Origin of the sequence: Stenotrophomonas sp., from assembly GCF_032061965.1 — a bacterium.
Classification (GTDB): Bacteria; Pseudomonadota; Gammaproteobacteria; order Xanthomonadales; family Xanthomonadaceae; genus Stenotrophomonas.
Genome location: NZ_DAMBEF010000010.1, coordinates 13,787 through 38,637, shown reverse-complemented (window position 1 = coordinate 38,637; position 24,851 = coordinate 13,787). Strand labels below are relative to the sequence as shown.

The 24,851-nt window shown below is 64.7% G+C and carries 18 protein-coding genes; 12 read left to right on the top strand and 6 right to left on the bottom strand.

All coding sequences use genetic code 11. The annotated features are described in order from the left end of the window. The first annotated feature begins 152 nt into the window (after window positions 1-152). Complete coding sequence (locus tag RT460_RS07260) at window positions 153-1,730, top strand: BCCT family transporter (protein ID WP_313318086.1); 1,578 nt, start codon at window positions 153-155, stop codon at window positions 1,728-1,730. A gap of 27 nt (window positions 1,731-1,757) precedes the next feature. Here the strand turns inward: RT460_RS07260 and ggt are convergent, their stop codons facing one another. The 3 genes from ggt to RT460_RS07245 form a co-directional block, all read right to left on the bottom strand. Further along, window positions 1,758-3,461 (bottom strand): gamma-glutamyltransferase, encoded by a 1,704-nt coding sequence (ggt, locus tag RT460_RS07255; RefSeq protein ID WP_313318084.1) that lies wholly within the window; start codon window positions 3,459-3,461, stop codon window positions 1,758-1,760. Between the two features lie 133 nt (window positions 3,462-3,594). Next, entirely contained in the window at window positions 3,595-4,407 is an 813-nt protein-coding gene (locus RT460_RS07250; protein WP_313318082.1) for a BTAD domain-containing putative transcriptional regulator, read from the bottom strand. 342 nt (window positions 4,408-4,749) lie between these two features. Next, complete coding sequence (locus RT460_RS07245; protein WP_313318080.1) at window positions 4,750-5,007, bottom strand: hypothetical protein; 258 nt, start codon at window positions 5,005-5,007, stop codon at window positions 4,750-4,752. Between the two features lie 30 nt (window positions 5,008-5,037). Here RT460_RS07245 and ilvC point away from each other — a divergent pair, with 30 nt between their 5' ends. The 9 genes from ilvC (at window position 5,038) to gdhA (ending at window position 15,769) form a co-directional block, all read left to right on the top strand. Then, window positions 5,038-6,012: a ketol-acid reductoisomerase gene (gene ilvC, locus RT460_RS07240; RefSeq protein ID WP_313318077.1), complete on the top strand. Its 975-nt coding sequence runs from the start codon at window positions 5,038-5,040 to the stop codon at window positions 6,010-6,012. Window positions 6,013-6,055: 43 nt separating this feature from the next. Beyond that, a complete protein-coding gene (gene ilvG / locus RT460_RS07235; RefSeq protein ID WP_313318075.1) occupies window positions 6,056-7,783 on the top strand; it encodes an acetolactate synthase 2 catalytic subunit in 1,728 nt (575 codons plus the stop codon). After that, window positions 7,767-8,018: an ACT domain-containing protein gene (locus RT460_RS07230; protein ID WP_313318073.1), complete on the top strand. Its 252-nt coding sequence runs from the start codon at window positions 7,767-7,769 to the stop codon at window positions 8,016-8,018. Before ilvG ends, RT460_RS07230 begins: the two co-directional genes overlap by 17 nt. 204 nt (window positions 8,019-8,222) lie before the next feature. Beyond that, entirely contained in the window at window positions 8,223-9,323 is a 1,101-nt protein-coding gene (locus tag RT460_RS07225) for a threonine dehydratase (RefSeq protein ID WP_313318072.1), read from the top strand. Then, window positions 9,317-10,873, top strand: coding sequence for a 2-isopropylmalate synthase (locus RT460_RS07220; RefSeq protein WP_313318197.1), 1,557 nt, complete (start codon window positions 9,317-9,319; stop codon window positions 10,871-10,873). The genes RT460_RS07225 and RT460_RS07220 overlap by 7 nt, the downstream gene beginning before the upstream one ends. Before the next feature lie 35 nt (window positions 10,874-10,908). After that, window positions 10,909-12,327: a 3-isopropylmalate dehydratase large subunit gene (leuC, locus tag RT460_RS07215; protein WP_313318070.1), complete on the top strand. Its 1,419-nt coding sequence runs from the start codon at window positions 10,909-10,911 to the stop codon at window positions 12,325-12,327. Window positions 12,328-12,493: 166 nt separating this feature from the next. Beyond that, on the top strand, window positions 12,494-13,072 hold the full coding sequence (gene leuD / locus RT460_RS07210) for a 3-isopropylmalate dehydratase small subunit (protein ID WP_313318068.1): 579 nt from the start codon (window positions 12,494-12,496) through the stop codon (window positions 13,070-13,072). Between the two features lie 172 nt (window positions 13,073-13,244). Then, the gene (gene leuB / locus RT460_RS07205) at window positions 13,245-14,306 is read left to right on the top strand and encodes a 3-isopropylmalate dehydrogenase (RefSeq protein WP_313318067.1); all 1,062 of its coding nucleotides are present in this window, start codon (window positions 13,245-13,247) and stop codon (window positions 14,304-14,306) included. A 119-nt stretch (window positions 14,307-14,425) separates the two neighbouring features. After that, a complete protein-coding gene (gdhA, locus tag RT460_RS07200) occupies window positions 14,426-15,769 on the top strand; it encodes an NADP-specific glutamate dehydrogenase (protein WP_313318066.1) in 1,344 nt (447 codons plus the stop codon). Window positions 15,770-15,802: 33 nt separating this feature from the next. Here the strand turns inward: gdhA and RT460_RS07195 are convergent, their stop codons facing one another. The 3 genes from RT460_RS07195 to RT460_RS07185 all read right to left on the bottom strand — a co-directional run bounded on the left by RT460_RS07195 (window position 15,803) and on the right by RT460_RS07185 (window position 23,281). Then, window positions 15,803-18,751, bottom strand: coding sequence for a diguanylate cyclase (locus RT460_RS07195; RefSeq protein WP_313318065.1), 2,949 nt, complete (start codon window positions 18,749-18,751; stop codon window positions 15,803-15,805). 107 nt (window positions 18,752-18,858) lie between these two features. Then, on the bottom strand, window positions 18,859-22,020 hold the full coding sequence (locus RT460_RS07190) for an efflux RND transporter permease subunit (RefSeq protein WP_313318064.1): 3,162 nt from the start codon (window positions 22,018-22,020) through the stop codon (window positions 18,859-18,861). Between the two features lie 127 nt (window positions 22,021-22,147). After that, entirely contained in the window at window positions 22,148-23,281 is a 1,134-nt protein-coding gene (locus RT460_RS07185) for an efflux RND transporter periplasmic adaptor subunit (protein WP_313318063.1), read from the bottom strand. Window positions 23,282-23,386: 105 nt separating this feature from the next. Here RT460_RS07185 and RT460_RS07180 point away from each other — a divergent pair, with 105 nt between their 5' ends. Both RT460_RS07180 and RT460_RS07175 read left to right on the top strand, forming a co-directional pair. Then, window positions 23,387-24,061 carry a TetR/AcrR family transcriptional regulator gene (locus RT460_RS07180; RefSeq protein ID WP_313318062.1) on the top strand — a complete coding sequence of 225 codons (675 nt, stop codon included), beginning with the start codon at window positions 23,387-23,389 and terminating at the stop codon, window positions 24,059-24,061. Window positions 24,062-24,187: 126 nt separating this feature from the next. Then, entirely contained in the window at window positions 24,188-24,835 is a 648-nt protein-coding gene (locus RT460_RS07175; RefSeq protein ID WP_313318061.1) for a protein-L-isoaspartate O-methyltransferase, read from the top strand. Window positions 24,836-24,851: the final 16 nt, after the last annotated feature.

Below are 24,851 nucleotides of genomic sequence, written 5' to 3'. Positions count from 1 at the left end.
CGACGCACTGAAGACGCTAACGGAACACTGACATCGCATTCACTAGGATCGGCACGCGGTGAACACGTTCTTCATCGCCGGCGCAGAATCCGCGCCGACTGTATTGCAAGCCGTGGCCTGCTTCCCTCAATCCCATGACCGGAGAAGCCTCGATGGTGTTCCGAATTTCCATCGCCCTGGTTGCCTTGCTGGTGCTGATCGCCGGCATCGCGCCCGGCCCCTTCAACGACGTGGTGCAGGCCGCACTGGCCGAAGTGGTTCGCGGCGCGGGCTGGTTGTATCTGCTGATCGTGTTCCTGACACTCAGCTTCCTGCTGTACCTGGCCTTCGGCCGCTTTGGCAGCCTGCGTATTGGCGGCGAGGATGCCGAGCCTGATTTTTCCAATGCCAGCTGGCTGTCAATGCTGTTCTCGGCCGGCATGGGCATCGGCCTGGTGTTCTGGGGCGCGGCCGAGCCGGTGTCGCATTTCGTCACCCCACCCGAGGGCCTGCCACCGCAGAGCATGGATGCGGCGCGCGCGTCCATGCGCTATGCATTCTTCCACTGGGGCCTGCATCCCTGGGCGATCTATGCGCTGATCGGCTTGGCGATGGCGTGGTTCCAGTACAACCGCAATGGTCGCGGCCTGGTCAGCGACATGTTGCAGCCGATCATTGGCCGCCACCATCGCGGCTGGTTCGGCAAGCTGGTCAATATCGCCGCCGTGGTCGCCACCGCGATCGGCGTAGCCACCACGCTGGGCTTTGGCACCATCCAGATTGCCGCCGGCCTGCAACGCGTGTTCGGACTGCGCGCCGATGTCCCCTTGCAGCTGACCATCATCGCCGTGGCCTTCGTGCTGTACATGCTGTCCACCAGTAGCGGCGTGGAGCGTGGCATCAAGTGGCTGTCCAACTTCAACCTGGCATTGGCTGCGCTGCTGCTGGCCGCAGTACTGGTGCTGGGGCCGACTGGTTTCATTTTCGATACCTTCACCACCACCCTGGGCTCCTATCTCAACCAGTTGGTGACCATGAGCCTGCGCATGTCGCCGTTCTCGGGCAGCACCTGGGTGGCCGACTGGACCATCTTCTACTGGGCCTGGTGGATTGCCTGGGCACCGTTCGTCGGTTCGTTCATTGCCCGCGTATCGCGCGGCCGCAGTGTGCGCGAGTTCGTGGTTGGCGTGGTGCTGGCGCCTACCCTGCTCGGCTTCCTGTGGTTCTCGGTATTCGGTGGCACAGCGCTGTGGTCGCAGCTGTTCGGCCACACCGATCTGGTGCTGGCACTGGGCAATGGCTATGAAACGGTGCTGTTCACCTTGTTTGACAGCCTACCCGCGTCACTGCTGCTGTCGATACTGGCACTGGTCCTGTTGATGATCTTCTTCATCACTTCGGCCGATTCGGCGGTGCTGGTACTGGCCAGCATGTCTACCGACGAAGCCGGCGACCCACCGCTGTCGCGCAAGCTGGTGTGGGGGGTGGCCATTGCCTTGATTGCTGCCGCGCTGTTGCTGGCCGGTGGATTGGATGCGCTGCAGGGCATGATCACAATTGCCGCCCTGCCCTTCGCCCTGCTGATGGTGCTGGTGATGGTGTCGCTATACCGCGTACTGGACGCCGAGCAAAATCGCCAGCGCCGGCTGGCGCAGCGCGCGCGCCACATGCTCGAGTCCTGGATCGAACGCGAGCAGGCGGCGCAGGAGGATGCGCGGGCAGAGGCATCACGGAACGTAGGCGGAGATTGAGTTCGGCCTGCATGTTCCGCCAGAAACTCAGTACCCCGCCGCCTGGCCATCCTTGCGGCTTTCCGAAGCGCCGTAGTACACGCCGCTGTCGGCGTCGCGCATGATGGCCTGGTAGCCGCCGTACGGGCCGTCGGCGAACACCACGCGGTGCCCCTTGCGCATCAGGCTGCGCACGGTCTCGTACGGGAAACCCGTCTCCAGATTGACCTCGCCTCCATCGCTCATCGCGGCGGCCTGCCCGGTCGGTTCGGTGGACCCTTCATGCTGGATGCGGGGCGCATCGCCGGCCTCCTGCAGGTTCATGCCGAAATCGACAAGGTTCATCACGATCTGTGCATGCCCCTGCGGCTGCATCGCACCGCCCATCACCCCGAAGCTGGCGAACGGCTTGCCGTCCTTGGTGATGAAGGCCGGGATGATGGTCTGGAACGGACGCTTGCCCGGCGCATAACCGTTGGGATGGTCCTTCTGCAGCACGAACATCTCGCCACGGTCCTGCAGGATGAAGCCCAGGCCCGGAGGCGCCATGCCACTGCCCATGCCGCGATAGTTGGACTGGATGAGCGAAACCATCATGCCGTCGGCATCGGCCACGGTCATGTAGATGGTGTCGCCCTCCTCCAATTGCTTCGGCGTCGCCGGCTGCACTTCCTTCAGCGCCTTGTCCATCGAGATCAGGCTACGACGCTCGGCGGCGTAGTCCTTGGAAATCAGGCGTTGCACCGGCGCCGGTGAGAACGCCGGGTCCGCATAGAAACGCGCACGGTCCGCGAAGGCCAGCTTCTTGGCCTCGACAAACAGGTGCACATGCTCGGCCGAGCCAAACGGAATCTTCGAAAAATCGTAGGCCTCAAGAATGTTCAGGATCTGCAGCGCGGCAATGCCCTGGCTGTTGGGCGGCAGCTCCCACACATCGTAGCCGCGGTAGTTGCTGCTCACCGGCTCTACCCATTCACCGTGGTGGGCCGCCATGTCCTCGTAGCTGAGATAGCCGCCATTGGCCTTGAAGTAGTCACCAATGGTGCGGGCGATGTCGCCCTTGTAGAACGCATCCCGTCCGCCGTCGGCAATCTGCTGCAAGGTGTTGGCCAGGTTGGGATTGCGCCACATCTGCCCCTTGCGCGGCGCATGCCCGTCGAGGGTGAACTGTTCCTTGAAGCCAGGGTACTGGGACAACTTTGGCACCGACCGGTCCCAGTAATAGGCGATCACCTCGGCCACCGGGTGGCCTTCGCGGGCATAGCGGATCGCTGGCGCCAGGTTGTCAGCCATCGGCTTGCGGCCAAAGCGTTCGTGCAGCGCGAACCAGCCATCCACCGCGCCCGGCACGGACACCGGCAATGGCCCGGTAGCGGGGATATCACGCAAGCCAAGCCGCTGGAACTCGGCCAGGGTCAGGGAGCGCGGCGACCTGCCCGAGCCGTTGTAACCGTGAAGTTGCGGCGTCTTTGGGTCCCAAACGATGGCGAACAAATCACCGCCGACACCGTTGCCGGTCGGCTCCATCAGGCCCAACGCGGCGTTGGCGGCGATGGCCGCGTCCACCGCCGAGCCGCCGGCCTTCATCACATCCAGTGCGATCTGGGTGGCCAGTGGCTGCGAAGTCGCAGCCATGGCATGGGGCGCGATCACTTCCGAACGGGTAGCGAAATCGTGGCCAGTGATGCGATCAGCCGCGAGCGTGGCGGCAGGCAGGGTGATCAGGGTCAACAACAGCGCTGCACGCAACATGATCGGTACCGGGGCAGGGGGCCATCAACGATAGCCCAGCGCCCCGCATCACCACCATGTGCCGATCTGCATGGCAAACGTGGACCAGATCACCCTGTGCGCAGTCGGCCCAGTCCGACGTGGGTACAGCGTGTCAGATCAGTGCCGACAACTGCACCGGGGCCACCCGCAGGCCCCTGCCCAGCGCACTGATCTGCTGCAGCAGGCGTCGCGTCTCCTGACAGGGATCCAGGCCCAGGTCATCGCGCAGGAAGGCTTCCAGGCGCTGGTAGGCGGTCAGCGCCCCACCATTGCTGCCGTTGCCTGCATGCGCCCGCATCATCCGCTGGGCATGCGCCTCGTTCCAGGGGTCGCGGTGGCTCAGGGCGCTGGCCAGATTGATCGCCGAGTCCCAGCGAGCGCGCGCGATCATCTGATCGCAGCACCGTTCCACCGCACTGATCAGCTGCAGCTCCAGCATCTGCCGCGAGGTCTGCAGCCATGCCTGGAACTCCAGGTCGGCGATGTCTTCCATGCCATCCAGGAAGATCCGCTGCTCGGCCAGCAGGTTGGCCGCGTCACAGGGAGCGTGCTGCAGAACATCGATATCGAACAGCAGGCGCTGACCACGCAGCAGCCCGACGCTGGCACGCTGGATGCACAGCACGTCCGGGCCGAAGCGCTCAGTGCAATAGCGATTGAGGTTGCTCAGGACCTGCCGCAGATTGGTGAGTGCGCTGGTTTCACTCAACGTCGGCCAGAACAGCGCCGCCAATGCCGCGCGTGAATGCATGCGATTGGATTCCAGCGCCAGATAGCCCAGCAGCGCCCAGCCCTTGCGGTAGATCAGCGGCGCCGGCAGCGACTCGGCGTAGCCCATCAGACAGACAACATCGACCGTGCCGGTATCTACATGCCCACCGCAGCAGTCGCTGTGTGCCTGTGCCTGTTCGTTCACCTTGTCCATGAAATCCCCGGGTCCGGCCCCAACAGCAGGGCCTGTTATCTGTAAAACCGGGAAAAGCGTCGCAATCCAATCATCCCATTTCAAAAAAGCGATCCATCGGCCGCGGACGGGCGAACTTTCGCGCAATCACCGCCGCCGCGGCACTGCGAGGCGCAGGTTTCAATAGAAACCATGCAGCGCCAGCGGGGCCTGCCAGCCAATTTCTGCTAATCACACCTGCAAGCGTTGACACCGCCGTTACGCGGTGGTTATCTCGACCCATGCTGCAACGCCACAACGCCACCACCGACCTGTCTCCGACCCCGGCCCACGCCGCGGCGTCGCTTCTTGTACTCGTACTTATTACCGAGCCAACAGGTGCGGGGCAGACTGGCGCGTAACGTAAAGACAGCCAGATTCGACTAAAGACCCCGCGCCGACCCCGGTGCGGGGTTTTTCGTTTCCAGCTTCTATTTCATCTGAAACCATGTATTCGACCCCAGACACCATGAACAAACACACCGCCAACGCTGCCACCTGCAGCGCTGCAACCTGCATGGTGTCTGCCCTGCCCGCCCCGGCCGCTGCGTCCTGACGCAACGGCCGTTTCTTTTTCTGCATGTCTCTCTTCATCGCAAGGAACCAAGCACCATGAGCACCAACGAACTGCCCCAGATCAAAATCGCCGTCGTCGGTTACGGCAGCCAGGGCCGCGCCCATGCCATGAACCTGCGTGAATCCGGCTTCGACGTGATCGTCGGCCTGCGCGCTGGTGGCCCCACCGAGGTCAAGGCACAGGCCGATGGCTTCACCGTCAAGACCCCGGCCGAAGCGGTCAAGGATGCCGACCTGGTCGCCGTGCTGACCCCGGACATGGTGCAGAAGAAGCTGTACAACGAAGTGCTGGCACCGAACATGAAGCAGGGCGCCTGCCTGCTGTTCGCGCACGGCCTGAACGTGCATTTCGGCATGATCGAGCCGCGCGCCGACCTGGACGTGGTGCTGGTCGCGCCGAAGGGCCCGGGTGCGCTGGTCCGTCGCGAGTATGAAATCGGCCGCGGCGTGCCGTGCATCTACGCGGTCTACCAGGACAAGAGCGGCAAGGCCGAACAGCTGGCCCTGGCCTATGCCGCCGGCCTGGGCGGCGCCCGCGCCAACATCATCAAGACCACCTTCAAGGAAGAGACCGAAACCGATCTGTTCGGCGAGCAGGCCGTGCTGTGCGGCGGCGCTTCCTCGCTGGTCCAGGCCGGCTTTGAAACGCTGGTGGAAGCCGGTTACCAGCCGGAAATCGCCTACTACGAAGTGCTGCACGAACTGAAGCTGATCGTCGACCTGTTCTACGAAGGCGGCATCACCCGCATGCTGGAGTTCATCTCCGAGACCGCGCAGTACGGCGATTTCGTCAGCGGCCCGCGCGTGATCGATGCCTCGGTGAAGGCACGCATGAAGGACGTGCTGACCGACATCCAGAACGGCACCTTCACCAGGAACTGGGAAGCCGAGTACGACGCCGGCCTGCCGAACTACAAGAAGTTCCAGCAGGCCGACATGGAACATCCGATCGAAAAGGTTGGCAAGGAACTGCGCGCCAAGATGGTCTGGCTGCAAGGTCAGACCGCGTAATCCACGCGGCGGTCCCCCACCCGCAACAGGCAAAGGTCGCTCCATGAACACATCCACCCCCGGTGCGCCACGCAATGGCGCACGCTGGCTGACGCAGGCCCTGGAGGCCGAAGGCGTGCAAACGCTGTTCGGTTACCCGGGCGGCACCATCATGCCGTTCTATGACGCATTGGTGGACTCCAGCCTCAAGCACATCCTGGTACGTCACGAGCAAGGCGCGGCGCTGGCCGCCAACGGGTACGCCCGCGCCAGCGGCAAGGTAGGCGTATGCGTGGCCACTTCCGGCCCGGGTGCGTCCAACCTGGTCACCGGCATCGCCGATGCCATGCTCGACTCGGTACCGATGGTGTGCCTGACCGGCCAGGTCGGTACCCCGTTGCTGGGTACCGATGCCTTCCAGGAACTGGATGTGTTCGGCATGACCTTGCCGATCGTCAAGCACAGCTGGCTGGTGCGCAGCGTCGATGAGCTGCCGCACGTGGTTGCCGAAGCCTTCCGTGTCGCCCGCGAAGGGCGGCCCGGTCCGGTGCTGATCGACCTGCCCAAGGATGTGCAGTTGGCCAATGCCGCACATCTGCCTGATCACGTGCCGGCCTCGGTCGATCCGATCCCGGCACCGGCAGCCGAAGCATTGGCGCAGGCATTGACTGCCATCGCCCAGGCCGAGAAGCCGGTGATCTACGGCGGCGGCGGTATCGCCCTGGCCGATGCGGTGGGCGAGTTCCGCCAGTTCGTCGAAGCCACCGGCATCCCCACCGTGCTGACCCTGCGCGGCCTGGGTGCCCTGCCCGCCAACCACCCGCAATACCTGGGCATGCTGGGCATGCACGGCACCCGCGCCGCCAACATGGCGGTGCAGGAGTCGGACCTGCTGATCGTGGTCGGCGCACGCTTTGATGACCGTGCCACCGGCAAGCTGGCCGAGTTCGCCCCGTTTGCCCGCGTCATCCACCTGGACGCGGACATCTATGAAATCTCCAAGCTGCGCGGTGCCGACATCTCGTTGCCGGGCAATGTACGCGACGGCCTGCAGGCGCTGACTGGCGAGCGTGCCAACTGCAACACCTGGCGTGCCCGCTGCGCCGCCAACCGCGAAAAGTTCACCGCCCGCTACGATGCGCCCGGCGATCAGATCTACGCCCCGCGCCTGCTGAAGCGGCTGAGCGAAGTTGCGCCGGCAGACACGGTGATCGCCTGCGATGTCGGCCAGCACCAGATGTGGGTGGCGCAGCACTGCCGCTTCAACCATCCGCGCAACCACCTGACCTCCGGCGCGCTGGGCACGATGGGCTTCGGCCTGCCGGCGGCGATGGGCGCGCAGTTCGCCTGCCCCGACCGCACCGTGGTGCTGGTCTCCGGCGATGGCAGCTTCATGATGAACGTGCAGGAGCTGGTGACCATCGCCCGCTGCAAGCTGCCGATCAAGATCGTGCTGCTGGACAACTCCTCGCTGGGCATGGTGCGCCAGTGGCAGGAGCTGTTCCACGCCGAGCGTTACAGCGAGATCGACCTGTCCGACAACCCGGACTTCGTCGCCCTGGCCCAGGTGTTCGGCATCAAGGCCAAGCGCATCGTCGACCGCGCCGAAGTCGAGGACGGCCTGGCCGAACTGTTCGACGCGCCCGGCCCGATGCTGCTGCACGTGGGCATCGACGCACGCGCCAACGTCTGGCCGTTGGTGCCACCCAACAACGCCAACAGCACCATGCTGGACAGCAACCCGGCCCATGCCAAGGCAACGCAGGAGAGTTCCAATGCAATACCGGCTTGACCTGGTGCTGAAGCCTGCCGAAGGCGCGCTGGTGCGCGTGATCGGCATGGTCGAACGGCGCGGCTTCGCCCCCAGCAACATCGCCGGCCAGCGCAACGCCGACGATGCCGGCCGCTGGCATGTGCAGATGGACATCGACGGCACCCGCCCACCGGAAACGCTGTGCCACCAGTTGCAGAAGGTCTATGACTGCGAATCCGTGCGACTGGTACCGGTAGCAGGTGCCAGCGTATGAGCAGCGATGTAAGTGGCGTACCTGTAGTACGCCGCCGCAAGCAACGGAGGGGTCTTCTTTGTGGCGCCGGGATTGGGGAGTCGGGAGTCGGGAGCCGCACCCGCTCGGCTGCGGCTGCGAGCGGTACTGAACGGAGGTGTCTTCTCCAACCGCCCGCGATGCACCGTCAATCCCCTATCCCGAATCCCGAATCCCGGCGTCACCATGCCTGATCGTGGCCGCCCCGTCGCAGTTGCAGCACCCGCTGACGTCCTGAACGTCAGTGTTGCCGACGTATTGGCCGCGCAGGCCCGCCTGCGCCGTTTTCTGCCGCCTACCCCGCTGCATTACGCCGAACGTTTCGGCACCTGGCTGAAGTTGGAAAACCTGCAGCGCACCGGTTCCTACAAGGTGCGTGGCGCCTTGAACGCAATGCTGGCCGCGCTGGAACGTGGCGACGAGCGCCCGGTGATCTGCGCCTCGGCCGGCAACCATGCACAGGGCGTGGCCTGGGCCTCGCACCGCCTCGGCGTGCAGGCGATCACGGTGATGCCGCACGGCGCACCGGCCACCAAGATTGCCGGTGTCCAGCATTGGGGCGCCACCGTGCGCCAGTACGGCAACAGCTATGACGAAGCCTTTGCCTTCGCCCGCGAGCTGGCCGAGCAGAACGGCTACCGCTTTCTGTCCGCCTTCGACGATCCGGACGTGATCGCCGGCCAGGGCACGCTGGGCATCGAGATCGCCCCGCATGCGCCGGACGTGGTGATCGTGCCGATCGGCGGCGGTGGCCTGGCATCGGGCGTGGCACTGGCCCTGAAATCACAGGGCGTGCGCATCATCGGCGCGCAGGTCGAGGGCGTGGATTCCATGGCCCGCGCGATCAAGGGTGACGTGCGCGAGATCGACCCGGTGCCCACCCTGGCCGATGGCGTCAAAGTGAAGATCCCCGGCTTCATCACCCGCCGCCTGTGTGCCAGCCTGCTGGACGATGTGGTCATCGTGCGCGAAGCCGAACTACGCGAAACCCTGGTGCGCCTGGCACTGGAAGAACACGTCATCGCTGAAGGCGCAGGCGCCTTGGCCCTGGCTGCCGGCCGCCGTGTTTCCGGCAAGCGCAAATGCGCAGTGGTTTCAGGTGGAAACATCGATGCCACGGTACTGTCCACGCTATTGTCTGAAGTCCGCCCCAGCCCTCCACGCAAGCCGCGACGGCGTAACGCCGAACGACTTAGAAGCCGTGTCGTTGCATCGACACAGCGCAGCACCAAATCCGAATCCCCCAATATTTCCGTTACCGCCGCAGTCGAGGAGACCCTCTGGTGAATACTCCAGCCAACAACACCCCGCGAATTACCATCTTCGACACGACCCTGCGCGACGGTGAGCAATCACCCGGCTGCAGCATGACGCCACCACAGAAGCTGGTGATGGCAAGGGCGCTAGCGGAACTGGGCGTGGACGTGATCGAAACCGGCTTCCCCGCAAGTTCGCAGTCCGACCGTGAAGCCATGGCACTGATCGGCCGCGAGGTACGACAGCCGGTCCTGGCAGTGCTGTCGCGCTGCCTGGCCGGCGATATCGAAACCTCGGTCAAGGCGCTGGAAGCCGCTGCACGCCCGCGCCTGCATGTGTTCCTGTCGACCAGTCCGCTGCACCGCGAGCACAAGCTGCGCATGAGCAAGGAGCAGGTGCTGGAGTCGGTGCACAAGCACGTGACCATGGCCCGCGGCTATCTGGATGACATCGAGTTCTCCGCCGAAGACGCCACCCGCACCGAGCTGGACTTCCTGACCGAAGTCACCCAGGTAGCCATTGCCGCCGGCGCGCGCACCATCAACCTGCCCGATACCGTTGGCTTCACCACGCCGGAAGAAATCCGCGCGATGTTCCAGCACGTGATCGCCAATGCCGCCGGTGCCGACAAGGTGATCTTCAGCACCCACTGCCACAACGACCTGGGCCTGGCCGTCGCCAACTCGCTGGCCGCCATCGAAGGCGGTGCACGCCAGGTGGAAGGTTCGATCAATGGCATCGGCGAGCGCGCCGGCAACTGCGCGCTGGAAGAAATCGCGATGGTGCTGAAGGTGCGCAATGCCTTCTACAACTTCGACACCGGCTTCGACACCCAGCGCATCGTCCCAACCTCGCAGCTGCTGTCGCGTCTGGTCGGCATGCCGGTCCAGCGCAACAAGGCCATTGTCGGCGCCAATGCCTTCGCGCATGAATCTGGCATCCACCAGCACGGCATGCTGCGCAACCGCAACACCTACGAAATCATGCGTCCGGAAGACGTGGGCTGGGAATCCTCGCAGATGGTGCTGGGCCGCCACAGCGGCCGCGCTGCGGTCGAGGCACGCCTGCGTGCACTGGGCTTCTGGCTGGAAGAAGAAGAACTGAAGCTGGTCTTCGAGCAGTTCAAGGCGCTGTGCGAGCAGCAGCGCGTGGTCACCGACGCCGACCTGCAGACCCTGATGCAGGGTACCTCCAGCAGCGACGGCTACCGCTTGGCGTCGATGACCATCAGCGATGTAGGCAGCCGCGCCAACGCCCTGGTTGAACTGTCCGATCCAGAAGGCAACCGCGTGGCCGAAACCGCGCAGGGTGATGGCCCGGTCGATGCACTGTTCTCGGCGCTGTCGGCCGCCACCGGCATCCAGCTGAGCCTGGACAGCTACCACGTGCACAGCGTCGGCATCGGCGCCGATGCACGTGGCGAGGCCAACCTGAGCGTACGCCACGAAGGTGAGATCCTCGAAGGCACCGGCACCAGCCGTGACATCATCGAGGCCAGCGCACTGGCCTGGCTGGATGTCACCAACCGCCTGCTGCGCCAGCGTCAAGGCAGCAAGACCGAGGAAGCCGTCAGCGCCTGAGCGCGACGGCAGAACATAGGCAACGGAACGTACTGATGAGCTCCGCACCCAAAACCCTGTACGACAAGCTGTGGGACGCCCACGTTGTCGTCCCCGAGTCCGACAACGCGCCGGCCGTGCTGTATATCGACCTGCACCTGATCCACGAAGTGACCTCACCGCAGGCCTTCACCGAACTGCGCGCGCGTGGCCTGAAGCCGCGCCGCACCGACCGCACCAAGGCGACGATGGACCACTCCACGCCGACCTTGCCGGCCGGTCCGGATGGCAAGCTGCCCTATGCCAGCAAGGCCTCCGAGGCGCAGGTCGAAACCCTGGCGAAGAACTGCGCCGAGTACGGCATCGAGCTGTTCGACATGGCCTCGGCCAACCGCGGCATTGTCCACGTCATCGCCCCCGAGCAGGGTTTCACCCAGCCGGGCATGACCATCGTCTGCGGTGACAGCCACACCTCCACCCACGGCGCCTTCGGCTCGCTGGCCTTCGGCATCGGCACCAGCGAAGTCGGCCACGTATTGGCCACGCAGTGCCTGCTGCAGCGCAAGGCCAAGACCATGGCGATCAGCGTCGATGGCAAGCTGGCACCGGGTGTCGGCGCCAAGGACGTGGTGCTGCACATCATCGGCGTGATCGGTGTCAACGGCGGCACCGGCCATGTGCTGGAATTCCGTGGCTCGGCCATCCGTGCGATGGACATGGAACAGCGCATGACCCTGTGCAACATGTCGATCGAAGCCGGCGCCCGCGCCGGCATGGTGGCACCGGACCAGGTCACCTTCGACTGGGTCGCCAAGACCCCGCGCGGTCCCAAGGGCACCGACTTCGACAAGGCCGTGGCGTATTGGTCGTCATTGAACAGCGACGACGGCGCACGCTTCGATGTCGAGGTGAACATCGATGCCGCCGACATCCGCCCGACCCTGACCTGGGGCACGCACCCGGGCACCGCGATTGCGGTTGATGCGCCGATCCCGGCCGCCAACGACGCCGCCGCGCAGAAGGGCCTGGACTACATGAAGTTCGAAGCCGGCCACGCCCTGATTGGTACGCCGGTGGACGTGGTGTTCGTCGGCTCCTGCACCAATGGCCGCCTGAGCGACATGCGCGAAGTGGCGCAGGTACTGCGCGGTCGCCGCGTTGCCGATGGTGTGCGCATGCTGGTGGTGCCGGGTTCGGAGATCGTCAAGCGCGATGCCGAAGCCGAAGGCATCCACGAGATCGTGCGCGCTGCCGGTGCCGAATGGCGCGAACCGGGCTGCTCGATGTGCATCGCCATGAATGGTGATCTGGTTGCGCCCGGCCAGTTGGCGGTGAGCACCAGCAACCGCAACTTCGAAGGCCGCCAGGGCCCCGGCTCGCGCACCTTGCTGGCCTCGCCGATGAGCGCGGCCTGGGCTGCGGTCAATGGCCATGTTGCCGATACCCGTGAGCTGTTTGCCAAGGAGGTGGCGTGATGGCCGCCGCTTTTGCCCTTCTCCCTGCGGGACAAGGTGCCCCGAAGGGGCGGATGAGGGCGACCGCTGCTCATTCCCGTAAACACCCTGCGCAAGCCCACCCTCATCCGGCGCTGCGCGCCACCTTCTCCCGCAGGGAGAAGGGCTACGACCTGGAGCTTTACTGATGGCCGCCCTGACCCGCATCGTTTCGCGCGCCGTGGTGCTGCGCCAGACCAATATCGACACCGACCAGATCATCCCGGCGCGTTTCCTGTCCACCACCGAGCGTGCCGGCCTGGGCAAGAACGCGTTCAATGATTGGCGCTGGCAGGCCGATGGCTCACCGAACGCCGAGTTTGCCTTCAACCAGCCGCACAACCAGGGCCGCGCCATCCTGTTGGCCGGACGCAACTTCGGTTGTGGTTCCTCGCGCGAGCATGCGCCGTGGGCCTTGACCGATCTGGGCCTGCAGGCGATTGTCAGTAGCGAGATCGCCGATATTTTCCGCGGCAATTCGCTGAAGAACGGCCTGCTGCCGATCGTGCTGGACGAAGCCGACGTGCAGGAGCTGATGCAGAACCCGGACGATGAGCTGACCGTGGATGTGGCGGCGCGCGAGCTGCGTACTTCCAGCGGCAAGACCTATCAGTTCCCGCTGGATGGTTTCTCGCAGACCTGCCTGTTGGAAGGTGTGGACCAGTTGGGTTGGCTGCTGGGGCGAGCGGATGAGATTGGCCGTTTTGAGGCTGCACTAGTAGCGTAAGAGGCAAACCCTTCTCCCTTCGGGAGAAGGTGCCCCGCAGGGGCGGATGAGGGTAAGCGCGCGAAGCCTTGCGCAGCCAAACGGCTCGTGGAGCCCTACCCTCTCCCCAACCCCTCTCCCGGAGGGAGAGGGGCTTCAGACAAAAACAGTACAAAGCAACCGGAACCTCTACATGCAAGCCAACATCGTCGTACTGCCGGGTGACGGCATCGGTCCTGAAATCACTGCCGTCGCCGTTGACGTGCTCAAGGCCATCGCCACCCGCTTCGGCCACAGCTTCAGCTTCAGCGAATACGACATCGGCGGCATTGCCATCGACAAGCACGGCGAGCCGCTGCCGGCTGCCACGCTGGATGCCTGCAGCAAGGCCGATGCGGTCCTGCTGGGCGCCGTCGGTGGCCCGAAGTGGTCCGACCCGAATGCCAAGGTGCGTCCGGAACAAGGCCTGCTGGCCATCCGCAAGGCGCTGGGCCTGTTTGCCAACCTGCGCCCGGTACGCACCCACCCGGCGGCACTCAATGCCTCGCCGATCAAGCCGGAACTGCTCAAGGACGTGGACTTCGTCGTGGTGCGCGAGCTGACCGGCGGCATCTACTTTGGCGACAAGACCCGCGACGCCGACAGCGCCAGCGACCTGTGCCGCTACACCACGGTGGAGATCGAGCGCGTGCTGCGCAGCGCCTTCCGCCTGGCCCAGGCCCGTCGCGGCAAGCTCACCTCGGTGGACAAGGCCAACGTGCTGGAAACCTCGCGCCTGTGGCGTGACATCGCCACCCGCATCGGCCGCGAAGAATTCCCGGACGTTGAACTGGAGCACCAGTTGGTCGACTCCATGGCCATGCACCTGATCGCCAAGCCGCGCGTCTACGATGTGATCGTCACCGAGAACATGTTCGGCGACATCCTCACCGACGAAGCCTCGATGCTGGCCGGCTCGCTGGGCCTGCTGCCGTCGGCCTCGCTGGGCGAACAGGGCAAGGTCGGCATCTACGAACCCATCCACGGTTCGGCACCGGACATCGCCGGCAAGGGCATCGCCAATCCCTATGCCACCATCTTGAGCGCGGCAATGCTGCTGCGTCATTCGCTGGGGCTGGAGGACGAGGCGGCCGCCATCGAGCAGGCGGTAAGCGCCGCGCTTGATGCGGGTCACTTCACCGCTGATCTCGCCGCGCAAGGCCAGGCACTCAGCACCCAGCAAGCCGGCCAGTCCGTGCTTGCGCAGCTGCACTGAAGTACCTCGACGCGGCCCTTGGCCGCGTCTTTTTTTGCGGGCCATTCCCGCAGGTGGACACCACGCCGTTTCTTCATTGGACCTGTTGCTTCAGGTCCCGCATCAACAAAGGAATGACCTTGAACTACCGTACCCCCGACGACTTCCTGGCCTACGTGGCCAAGCGCGACCCCAACCAATCCGAGTTCCTGCAGGCAGTAAAGGAAGTGGCCCACAGCCTGTGGCCATTCCTGCAGCAGAACCCGAAATACACGCAGTACGGGTTGCTGGAACGTCTGGTCGAGCCGGAGCGGGTCATCCAGTTCCGCGTCGCCTGGGCCGATGACAAGGGCCAGACCCACGTCAACCGCGCCTGGCGCGTGCAGCACAGCTCGGCCATTGGCCCGTTCAAGGGCGGCATGCGTTTCCACCCGTCGGTGAACCTGTCCATCCTCAAGTTCCTGGCCTTCGAGCAGACCTTCAAGAACGCGCTGACCACGCTGCCGATGGGCGGTGGCAAGGGCGGCTCGGACTTCGATCCCAAGGGCAAGAGCGATGGCGAGGTGATGCGCTTCTGCCAGGCGCTGATGCTGGAGCTGTACCGCCACCTCGGCCCGGATACCGACGTGCCGGCCGGTGATATCGGCGTCGGCGCGCGCGAGGTCGGCTTCATGGCCGGCATGATGAAGAAGCTCAGCAACGATGCGGCCTGCGTGTTCACCGGCAAGGGCCTGGCCTACGGCGGCAGCCTGATGCGCCCGGAGGCCACCGGCTTCGGCACGGTCTACTTCGTCGAGCAGATGCTGCACCATGCCAAGCGCCAGACCCACGGTGCCAAGGTGCTGATCTCGGGCTCGGGCAACGTGGCCCAGTACGCGGCGATCAAGGCCAGCGAACTCGGCGCGAAGGTGCTGACCTTCTCCGACTCCGGCGGCACCTTGTATGCCCGCGACGGCTTCGACGAGCAGGGCCTGCAGGAAGTGATGGTGCTGAAGAACGAGCGTCGCGGCCGCCTGTCAGAACTGGCCGACGACGCCCGCTTCGAATTTCTTGCCGACCGCCGCCCCTGGCATATCCCGGCCGATATCGCCCTGCCGTGCGCCACCCAGAACGAGCTGGACGAAACCGATGCACGTACGTTGGTACACAACGGCGTGCTATGCGTGGCCGAAGGCGCCAACATGCCGTCCACGCTGGAAGCGGTGGATGTGTTCCTGCAGGCCGGCACGTTGTATGCGCCGGGCAAGGCCAGCAACGCCGGTGGCGTGGCCACGTCCGGCCTGGAAATGAGCCAGAACGCCTTGCGCCTGTCCTGGCGCCATGCCGACGTCGACGAGCGTCTGCACGTGATCATGAAGGAGATCCACGCCAACTGCGTGCAGCATGGCGTGCGCGCCGATGGCAGCGTCAATTATGTCGATGGCGCCAATATCGCCGGCTTCGTCAAGGTCGCCGACGCGATGCTGGCGCAGGGCCTGTACTGAGTAGACCGCGATGACTGCAACGCGTCCTTCCGATCAGGACAGGACGCGATTGCGCCCTTCGCGCTTTGCACGGTAGAGCTGCCGATCAGCGGCTGCGAGCAGGGTGCGCACCGTATCTTGGCCCACTGCCAGTGTTGCAACGCCAATACTGGTGGTGATGCTGAGCGCCGGGTCCACCTCTTCGCAGCGCAGCCGTGCCACGCGCTGGCCCAGTTCGCGCAGTTGCGTTGCGGCTGTCTCCAACGCCACACCGCGCAGCACGACCAGGAACTCCTCCCCACCATGGCGTGAAACGAAGTGGCCGCTGCTGAGCTGCAGCAACCCGGCTACGTCGCGCAGTACCCGATCACCCGCTTCGTGGCCGTAACGGTCATTGATCTGTTTGAAGTGGTCGATGTCCAGCAGCGCTACCGACAAGGGCGTCCCCTCCTGCAGGGCCTCGCGCAGGGCCTGCTGGAGATTGTCATCGCCTGCCCGCCGGTTGGGCAGGTTGGTCAACGCATCATGCATGGCCTGATGCTCCAGGCGGTGCAACAACACGTCACGCTCGGCACCGGTCTGTTCCAAGGCGCGGTTCTTGTCGCGCAGTTCCTGTGTACGCGCTGCAATTTCCGTATTCAACTGCCTTTGGCGGCGGCGGTAACTGGCGGTACGCCAGCTCACCAGAAACATCACGATACCGGCCAGGCCCATCGCCACCAGCGCCGTCACCCATGGCCGCTGCCAGAAGGGCGTGGCGACATCCAGCTGCACGCTGGCTTCGCCGCCACGCTTGGGGTTGCCCCAATCCAGCGGCAGCGACATCGCCTGCACCCGCAGCCGATAGCTTCCCGGTGGGAGGTTGGTGTACACCGCCTCGGTGCGCGCGCCGGCGTCCACCCAGTCGGTGTCGAAGCCTTCCAGACGATAGCGGTAGCGCATTTTGTCCGGTGCGCGATAACCCAAGCCCGCAAATGCCACCGCCACGCGCTCCACCTCCGGCGGCAACGCGTAGCTGTCCTTCAAGGGCTGGGGATCGCCGTCCACCATCACGCTTTCGATCACCACCGGCAATTTGCGCAGACGCGCATTGTTGTCGACACGGCTGGGGTCCACGACCGCCAGACCGCTGCCGGTAGGCAGCAGCAATTTGCCCGCGCGGGTCATCCAGCCGGCCGGCGATGACGCGCCATTGGCCTGGCTGCTGGGCATTCCATCGGTATGGTCCAGCACCTGCACCGACAAATGTGTACGGGCACCGGCAGCGACCGCGACCAGATCACTCCGGTCCAGACGGAAAACCCCCAGGTTGCTGGGCAACCACAGGTGCCCGGTCTTGTCGTCGAGGATGCGGAAGACCTTGTCGCGCGGCAGGCCGTTGCGGTGGTCGAACACGACGAAATCCAGACCGCGCTTGCGCAGCAGCCCATGATCGCTTGCTATCCAGAGGTCGCCGTTCTCGTCGCCGAGAAAATCGAAGACATAGCGCGCAGGTATGTCCTTGTCCGCCATCCAGGACTGCAGCCGTCCTGCCCCGTCGAGCATGGCCATGCCGCTGTCGGTACCAATCCACAAGGCGCCGGCACCATCCCGATACAAGGTGTGCACCACCAGGCCGGGGATGCCTTCTTCCAGGCCAAAGTGACGAAAGCCGTGGTTGCCGTCGTAGTGGTAGAGACCATCACTGCTGCCAATCCACAGGCTGCCGTCGGCATCGGCCAGCAGCGCGCGGACCAGCGGTTGCACCGAACCGGGCAGCCGCAGTTGCTGCCTGACCCGACCTGTCGCATCAAGGTCGAACACGCCCTGGTTGTATGTGCCGGCCCAGACACCCTCGCCGTGTTGGGCCAATGCCAGCACGGAGGCATCCCGTCCCTGTCCTGGCAGAAGTCGCACATGCTGGATCCGCTCGCCCTGCAGGCGATCCAGGCCTTCGGAATGACCTACCCAGACGCTATCGTCCGCGCCCTGCATCACTGCACGGACGTAGTCCGAACCCAGTCCATCGGATTTGGTGATGCCTTGCGCAGCGCCTTCGTCGACCCGGAACAGGCCATCGGTACTGCCACACCACACCAAGCCTTCGTGGTCGATCAACAAGGCCGGGCTTACCTGACCGGGAATGCTGACCGCCTCGACCTTGCCTGCGTACAGCCGCTGCAGGCGGCCAGCGGAAAGGCTGAGCCACAGACCGCCGGCCGCATCGCGGCGCACTGCGTCCACACGCTCACCCGGCAACAGATGTTCCTGCCAGCCGTTGGCGTGCAAATGGTGGATACCATCATCGGTGGCAAGGATCCAACCGCCGGCCATGTCCTTGACCAGGTCGCGCACCACCTGGGTGGCCACCTGTGGCCAGTGCTTCATGCGCCCTTCGCGTAGCTGGTAGACACCCTGCTCCGTGGCGATCAGCAAGCTGCCATCACTGTCCCAGCGCAGCGCGGTGACCGCGACCTGCGGCAACCCGAGGGCACGACCTTCATCCAGCAGTTGGCCATTGCGCTGCAGGCGCAGCAGTCGGTCCTTGGAGCCAATCCACAGATCCCCCGACGCATCGCGTGCTATCGCATTGACCGCAATGTTGCGCGCGTCATTGCCCCCCAACGCTGCCCATTTGCCGCCGTGGTAGCGGTAAAGGCCGTTGCTGACGGTGCCGAACACCATGCCACCGTCTGCCTCGGGCAGCATGCTGAGCACGCCGGACAGCTCCACACCCGGGGTGTTCTGCCGGTCAAATACGGTGAAGCTGCGGCCATTGAAGCGCACCACGCCTTCCCAGGTACCCAGCCAGATGAAGCCGTCGCTGCTCTGGGCGACCGACTGCACCAGATTGTGCGGCAGCCCCTGTTCCATGCCCCAGCCGGCCACGGTATAGCGCGCAGCCTGGCTCGGCAGACTGGCCAGCAGCAACGCCAGCAGCAGCCACGCGGTCAGCAACGAACGCCGGCGTCCGCGTCGCCCTGTGTGCTTGTCATCAATTTGACCGCGATGGCGTGTCGGCAAACCCGCCTCCTGCAGGTCGTGTCGGCCCCCGCCGACACCCCACAATTTATCACTGAGCCGCTAAAGCCGCCGCTGTCGGATACAGCAGCGGCTTCACCGTTCAGTAATCAGGGGTTGGCCTCATCCGCCTTCACCCGGAACCAGGCCGCATACAAGGCCGGCAGGAATACCAGGGTCAGCACCGTGCCGACGATCAGCCCGCCCATGATCGAGATCGCCATCGAGCCGTAGAAGGCACTGCGCGACAGCGGGATCATCGCCAGCACCGCCGCCAGCGCGGTCAGCACGATCGGGCGGAAACGGCGCACCGTGGCGTCGATGATGGCGTGCCAGCGGTCATGGCCGGCATCAATGTCCTGCTGGATCTGGTCGATCAGGATCACCGAGTTACGCATGATCATGCCGGCCAGGGCAATCGTGCCCAGCATCGCCACGAAGCCGAACGGGGCCTGGAACAGCAGCAGGAACCAGGTAGCGCCGATGATGCCCAGCGGTGCGGTGATGAACACCATCGCTGCCCGCGAAAAGCTGCGCAGCTGCACCATCAGCAAGGTCGCCACCACCACCAGGAACAGGGGCATGCCGGCCTTGATCGAGTTCTGGCCACGCGCCGAATCCTCGACCGTGCCGCCGGTTTCCAGCAGATAGCCGCTGGGCATCGCATCGCGGATATCCGCCAGGGTCGGCTCGATCTGTTCCACCACGCCTACCGGCAGCATGCTGTCGCCGATGTCGGCACGCACGGTGACCGTGGGCAGGCGGTCGCGATGCCAGATGATGCCGTCCTCGAACGCGTATTCAAGCTTGGCCACCTGCGACAGCGACACCGGCTTGCCGCTGGCGGTGGGGATGGCCAGGCTGCCCAGCATGTCCAGACGCGCGCGTTCATCATCCGGGCCACGCAGCAACATGCCGATCTGGCGGTTGCCTTCGCGGTAGGTGCTCACGCTCATGCCCGACAGCGAGCTGGTCAGGAACTGCGCGATCTGCGCACTGCTCACGCCCAATACGCGTGCGCGGTCCTGGTCCACCACCAGGCGCACCACCTTGCTCGGCTCGCTCCAGTTGAGGTTGACGTTGGTGGTATGCGGGTTCTGTCGCACCTTTTCCGCCACCTGCGCGGCAATGGCCTGCACCCGCTCGATGTGCTCACCGGAGACGCGGAACTGCACAGGGTAGCCCACCGGCGGACCGTTCTCCAGCCGGGTCACGCGCAGCTGTACATCACCGAACTTGGGCACCACGTCCTTCAACAACCAATCACGCAGCGCCTCGCGCGCCTTGGTGTCTTCGGCCAGCACCACGTACTGGGCGAAGTTGGTGGCCGGCAACTGCTGATCCAATGGCAGGTAGAACCGCGGCGAGCCATTGCCGACATAGCCAACGAAATTGGCCACGCCCTTGTGGTCCTTCAGCATCGCCTCGAATTTCTGCGCCTGTGCCTGGGTGGCGGTCAGCGATGCGCCTTCGGCCAGTTCGATATCCACCATCAGCTCGGGCCGGGTGGAATCCGGGAAGAACTGCTGCGGCACGAAGCGGAAGATCACCAGCGAGAACACGAACAGGCCGGCAGTGGCCAGGATCACCAGCCAGCGACGGCGCAGGCAGGCGTCAAGGAAGCCGCGGAACCGCTGGTAGAACGCGCTCTTGTACGGGTCGTGGTCGTGCGAGAGCTCCTTGGGCCCGACCAGGTTGGCCAGTGCCGGGTTGCGGTCAGCCCAGCGCAGGCGCAGCGCGCGCCAGCGCCCGGCGATGCTGCCCGGCTTGGGCGGCTGCGGGTTATGCAGGTCCGGCAGCATCTTGTCGCCGAGGTAAGGAATGAACAGCACCGCGGCAATCCATGACACCACCAACGCGATCGTCACCACCTGGAACAGCGAGCGCGTGTATTCGCCGGTACTGGAGGCGGCCGTGGCAATCGGCAGGAAGCCGGCAGCAGTGATCAGCGTACCGGTCAACATCGGGAAGGCCGTCGATTCCCAGGCAAAGCTGGCTGCGCGCAGGCGGTCGTAGCCCTGTTCCATCTTGGTGGCCATCATCTCCACCGCGATGATCGCGTCATCCACCAGCAGGCCCAGCGCCAGCACCAGTGCACCCAACGAAATCTTGTGCAGGCCGATATCGAACTGGTGCATGACGAAGAAGGTCATTGCCAGCACCAGCGGGATCGACACCGCCACCACCAGGCCGGTACGCCAACCCAGCGAGAAGAAGCTCACCAGCAGCACGATCACCACCGCCTCGGTCAGCACCTTGACGAACTCGCCCACCGATTCCTTCACCGCATGCGGCTGGTCGGACACCTTGCGCAGCTGCATGCCGGCTGGCAACGTCTTCTGCAGTTGTTCGAACTCGCCATCCAGGGTCTTGCCGAGCTTGAGGATGTCCCCGCCTTCCTTCATCGCCACGGCAATGCCGATGGCGTCCTCGCCCATGAAGCGCATCTTGGCCGAGGCCGGATCGGCGAAGCCGCGCTTGACCTCGGCGATATCGCCCAACCGCACGGTGCGCTCACCGGCCTGGATCGGAAAATTGCGGATGTCTTCGACCGAGGTGAACTGGCCGCTGACGCGCAGCTGCACGCGGTCGGTCGGGGTTTCGAACCAGCTGGCCGGGGCAATCGCGTTCTGCTGCGCCAAGGCCTGCTGCACCTGCTGCATGGACACGCCCAGGGTGGCCAGCTTGGTGTTGGACAACTGGATCCACACCTTCTCGTCCTGCAGGCCGATCAAGTCCACCTTGCCGACGTCGTCCACCCGCTGCAGCTGCAGCTGGATGCGGTCGGCGTAATCGCGCATCAGCGCATAGTCGAAGCCCTTGCCGGTCAATGCATAGATATTGCCGAACGTGTCGCCGAACTCATCGTTGAAGAACGGCCCGATCACTTCGGCTGGCAGTTGCGAATGGATGTCGCCTACCTTCTTGCGCACCTGGTAGAACAGCTCGGGTACGTCCTTGGAGCGCATCGAGTCGCGCGCCATGAAGATCACCTGCGACTCACCCGGCCGCGAATAGGCCTGGATGAACTCGAACTGCCCGGTGTTCATCAATGCTTTTTCAATCGGCTCGGTGACCTGCCTGGACACCTGCTCGGCGGTGGCGCCGGGCCACATGGTCTGCACCACCATCGCCTTGAAGGTGAAGGGCGGGTCCTCGGATTGGCCCAGGTGCTTGTATGACCAGGCACCGATGACCGCCATGGCGATCATCATGAACAGCACCAGCGGACGGTTGCCGAGCGCCCATTCGGAGAGATTGAAGCGTTTCACGCCTCACTCCCCTTTTCAGCGCGAATCCCGCGCCGCTCGGCATTGCCGCGAGCGTCAGCCCCCATCCGGTCCCCTTCCCCCGCAGAGGGAAGGGCGAAGGTGTCGTACATACAAGATTTCGACAGGCTCATCGCGAGCCCTCCGACGCAGCCTTCTTCGGTGCGCCAAGTTCAATCGGCCGATTACTGCGATCTACCGCAGTCACCGGCTGTCCTTCCTGCAGCAGGTGGCCGCCGGCGGCTACCACCCAGTCATTGGCTTTCAACCCCTGCAGCACCGGCACGGTCTCCGGGCCATAGGCGCCCAGGCTGACCGCGCGCGCCTGCAACCTGCCATCAGCCGGGTTCACCACCCAGACGCTGGCCTGCTGCGGCTGCTTGCCGGCCTGCACCGCTGCCAGCGGCACGTTCATCACGCCCTTGCCGCCGTGGGCGATGTACACCCGCGCACTCTGGCCCAACTCCACCTCCTGCAAGGCATCGGCCGCCAGGCTGACGCGTGCGGCATAGGTGCGTGCCTGCGGATCGGCGGCGGCGGCAATCTCGCGGATGCTGCCGGCCAGACGCTTGCCTTGCTGGTTCCACAACTCGACCTCGACCGCCTGGCCGACGCTGAAATCGCGGATGGCGCTTTCCGGCAGGGCGATTGCGACTTCGCGTGCGCCGTCGGCGGCCATCGTGTAAATGGTCTGACCGGCCGCCACCACCTGCCCGGCCTCGGCCTCGCGGCTGGCGATCATGCCGCCTTCGGGCGCTCGCAGTTGGGCATAACCGGACTGGTTGCGGGCCACGTCCAGGTTGGCCCGCGCTGCATCGGCCTGGCCTTGCGCCGCCTTCAAGGCTGCGGTCTGTGCGTCCAGTGCCGACTGGCTGACCAACTGCTGGCCGGCCAGTGCCGTGTAACGCTTGTGTTCGTCGCGGGCGCGCACCAGGTCGGCTTCGGCAGCGGCGTACTGCGCCTGCGCCGCACGCGCCTGCAGGTTGTAGTCAGCCACGTCGAGTTCGCCCAGCAACTGTCCCTTGCTCACGCGCTGGCCGGCGTCCACCTCGCGCCGCAGCAGCTTGCCACCCACGCGGAAGGACAGTGCGGTTTCCTCACGGGCACGCACTTCGCCCGGATAGGCGCTGACAGTCACGCCGTCGTTACCGCCAGGGTGTACAACCAACACCGGGATGGCTGGCGCCGGGGCGGGCTCGGTTTTTCCACAGGCAGCAAGCACGGCAAGCAGGACACTGCCGCCAATCCATCGCAGGTTGTTCATGGGTACGGTCGCATTGCAAGGTGAGGGGAATGGCGCGGTTTCGGCGCCATTACTAAACGCGGCGGTATAGTATAAATATCAAACCATCTGGTCTAGTATTACCTGATGTCCTCGAAAACCTCTTTCAACGCTGCGGCCAATGCCGCGCCACGCAACGCGGGTCCGGGGCGCCCCAAGGACCTGGGCAAGCGTGCGGCCATCCTGGACGCGGCCAAGGAAATGTTCATCGAGCTTGGCTTCAACGGCGTCAGCATGGACGGCATTGCTGCCACGGCCGGCGTTTCCAAGCTGACGGTATATAGCCATTTTGGTGACAAGGAGACCTTGTTCACCGAGGCAATCCAGGCCAAATGCGTGGAAATGATGCCGGATGAGCTGTTTGTCACCGACAGTGAAGGTCCGTTGCGCGGTCAGTTGTTCGGCATCGGCCATGCCTTCTTCACGCTGATCAGCAGCGATGCCGCCATCGCTACCCAGCGCATGATGATGACCCCCGACACCGATGACCGGATCCGTCAGATGTTCTGGCAAGCCGGCCCGGCACGTACCGAAACCGCCCTTTCCGAGTTCCTGGCAGCCCGTGTGGCCCGTGGCGAGCTGGCCGTCGCCGACACCAGCCTGGCCGCCCGCCAGTTCTTCTGTCTGATCAAGGGCGAGCTGCATGCGCATATGATGTGTGGCCTGTGCGCTGCACCGGACGCACTGGATGCCGACGCCCATATCGCCGCCAGTGTCGATTTTTTCGTGCGCGCCTATGAGCCCCGCCAGAAAGCTGAATGAACCGGAGGTGCGAATGACTTCCGGCACTGCGGCTGTCCTTGGGGCCACGGCGATGCTTGCCCCGTACTTTGTGCGCCCCAACCGGTAAAATGGCCGGCCCACTGCGCCCGAATCGATGAGTTCCCCATGACGATCAATTATTCCCACGCCCGCGAAATGATGGTTGAACAGCAGATCCGTCCCTGGGACGTGCTGGAAGTTCGCGTGCTGGACGTGCTGGCCAAACTGCCGCGCGAGGCGTTTGTCGCCGAAGCAAACCGTGCCCTGGCCTATGCCGACATCGAACTGCCGCTGGGCCACGGCCAGAAGATGATGAAGCCGGTCATTGAAGGCCGCACCCTGCAGGCGCTGGATCTGCAGCCCAGCGACGAGGTGCTGGAAATCGGCACCGGCAGTGGCTTCCTGAGCGCCTGCATCGGCGAACTGGCCCGTGAAGTACTGAGCCTGGAAATCCAGCCGGAGCTGGCCGCGCTTGCGCGCCAGAACCTGGATGCCGCCAAGCTGGGCAGCAATGTCCGCATTGAAGTAGCCGATGCCCTGGACTGGCAGACCCAGCGCCAGTTCGACGCCATCTGCATTACCGGCGCGGTGGAAACCGTACCGACCCAGTTCCTCAAGATGCTGCGCCCGGGTGGCCGCCTGTTCGCCATCACCGGCAAGTCGCCGGTCATGGAAGCGGTGCTGGTCAAGGCCGATGGCAGCGTTGAATCGCTGTTTGAAACCGACATCGACTACCTGCAGGGCGCCGCCCCCGCAGCGCAGTTCCAACTCTGAAAATAATCCGTCCAAG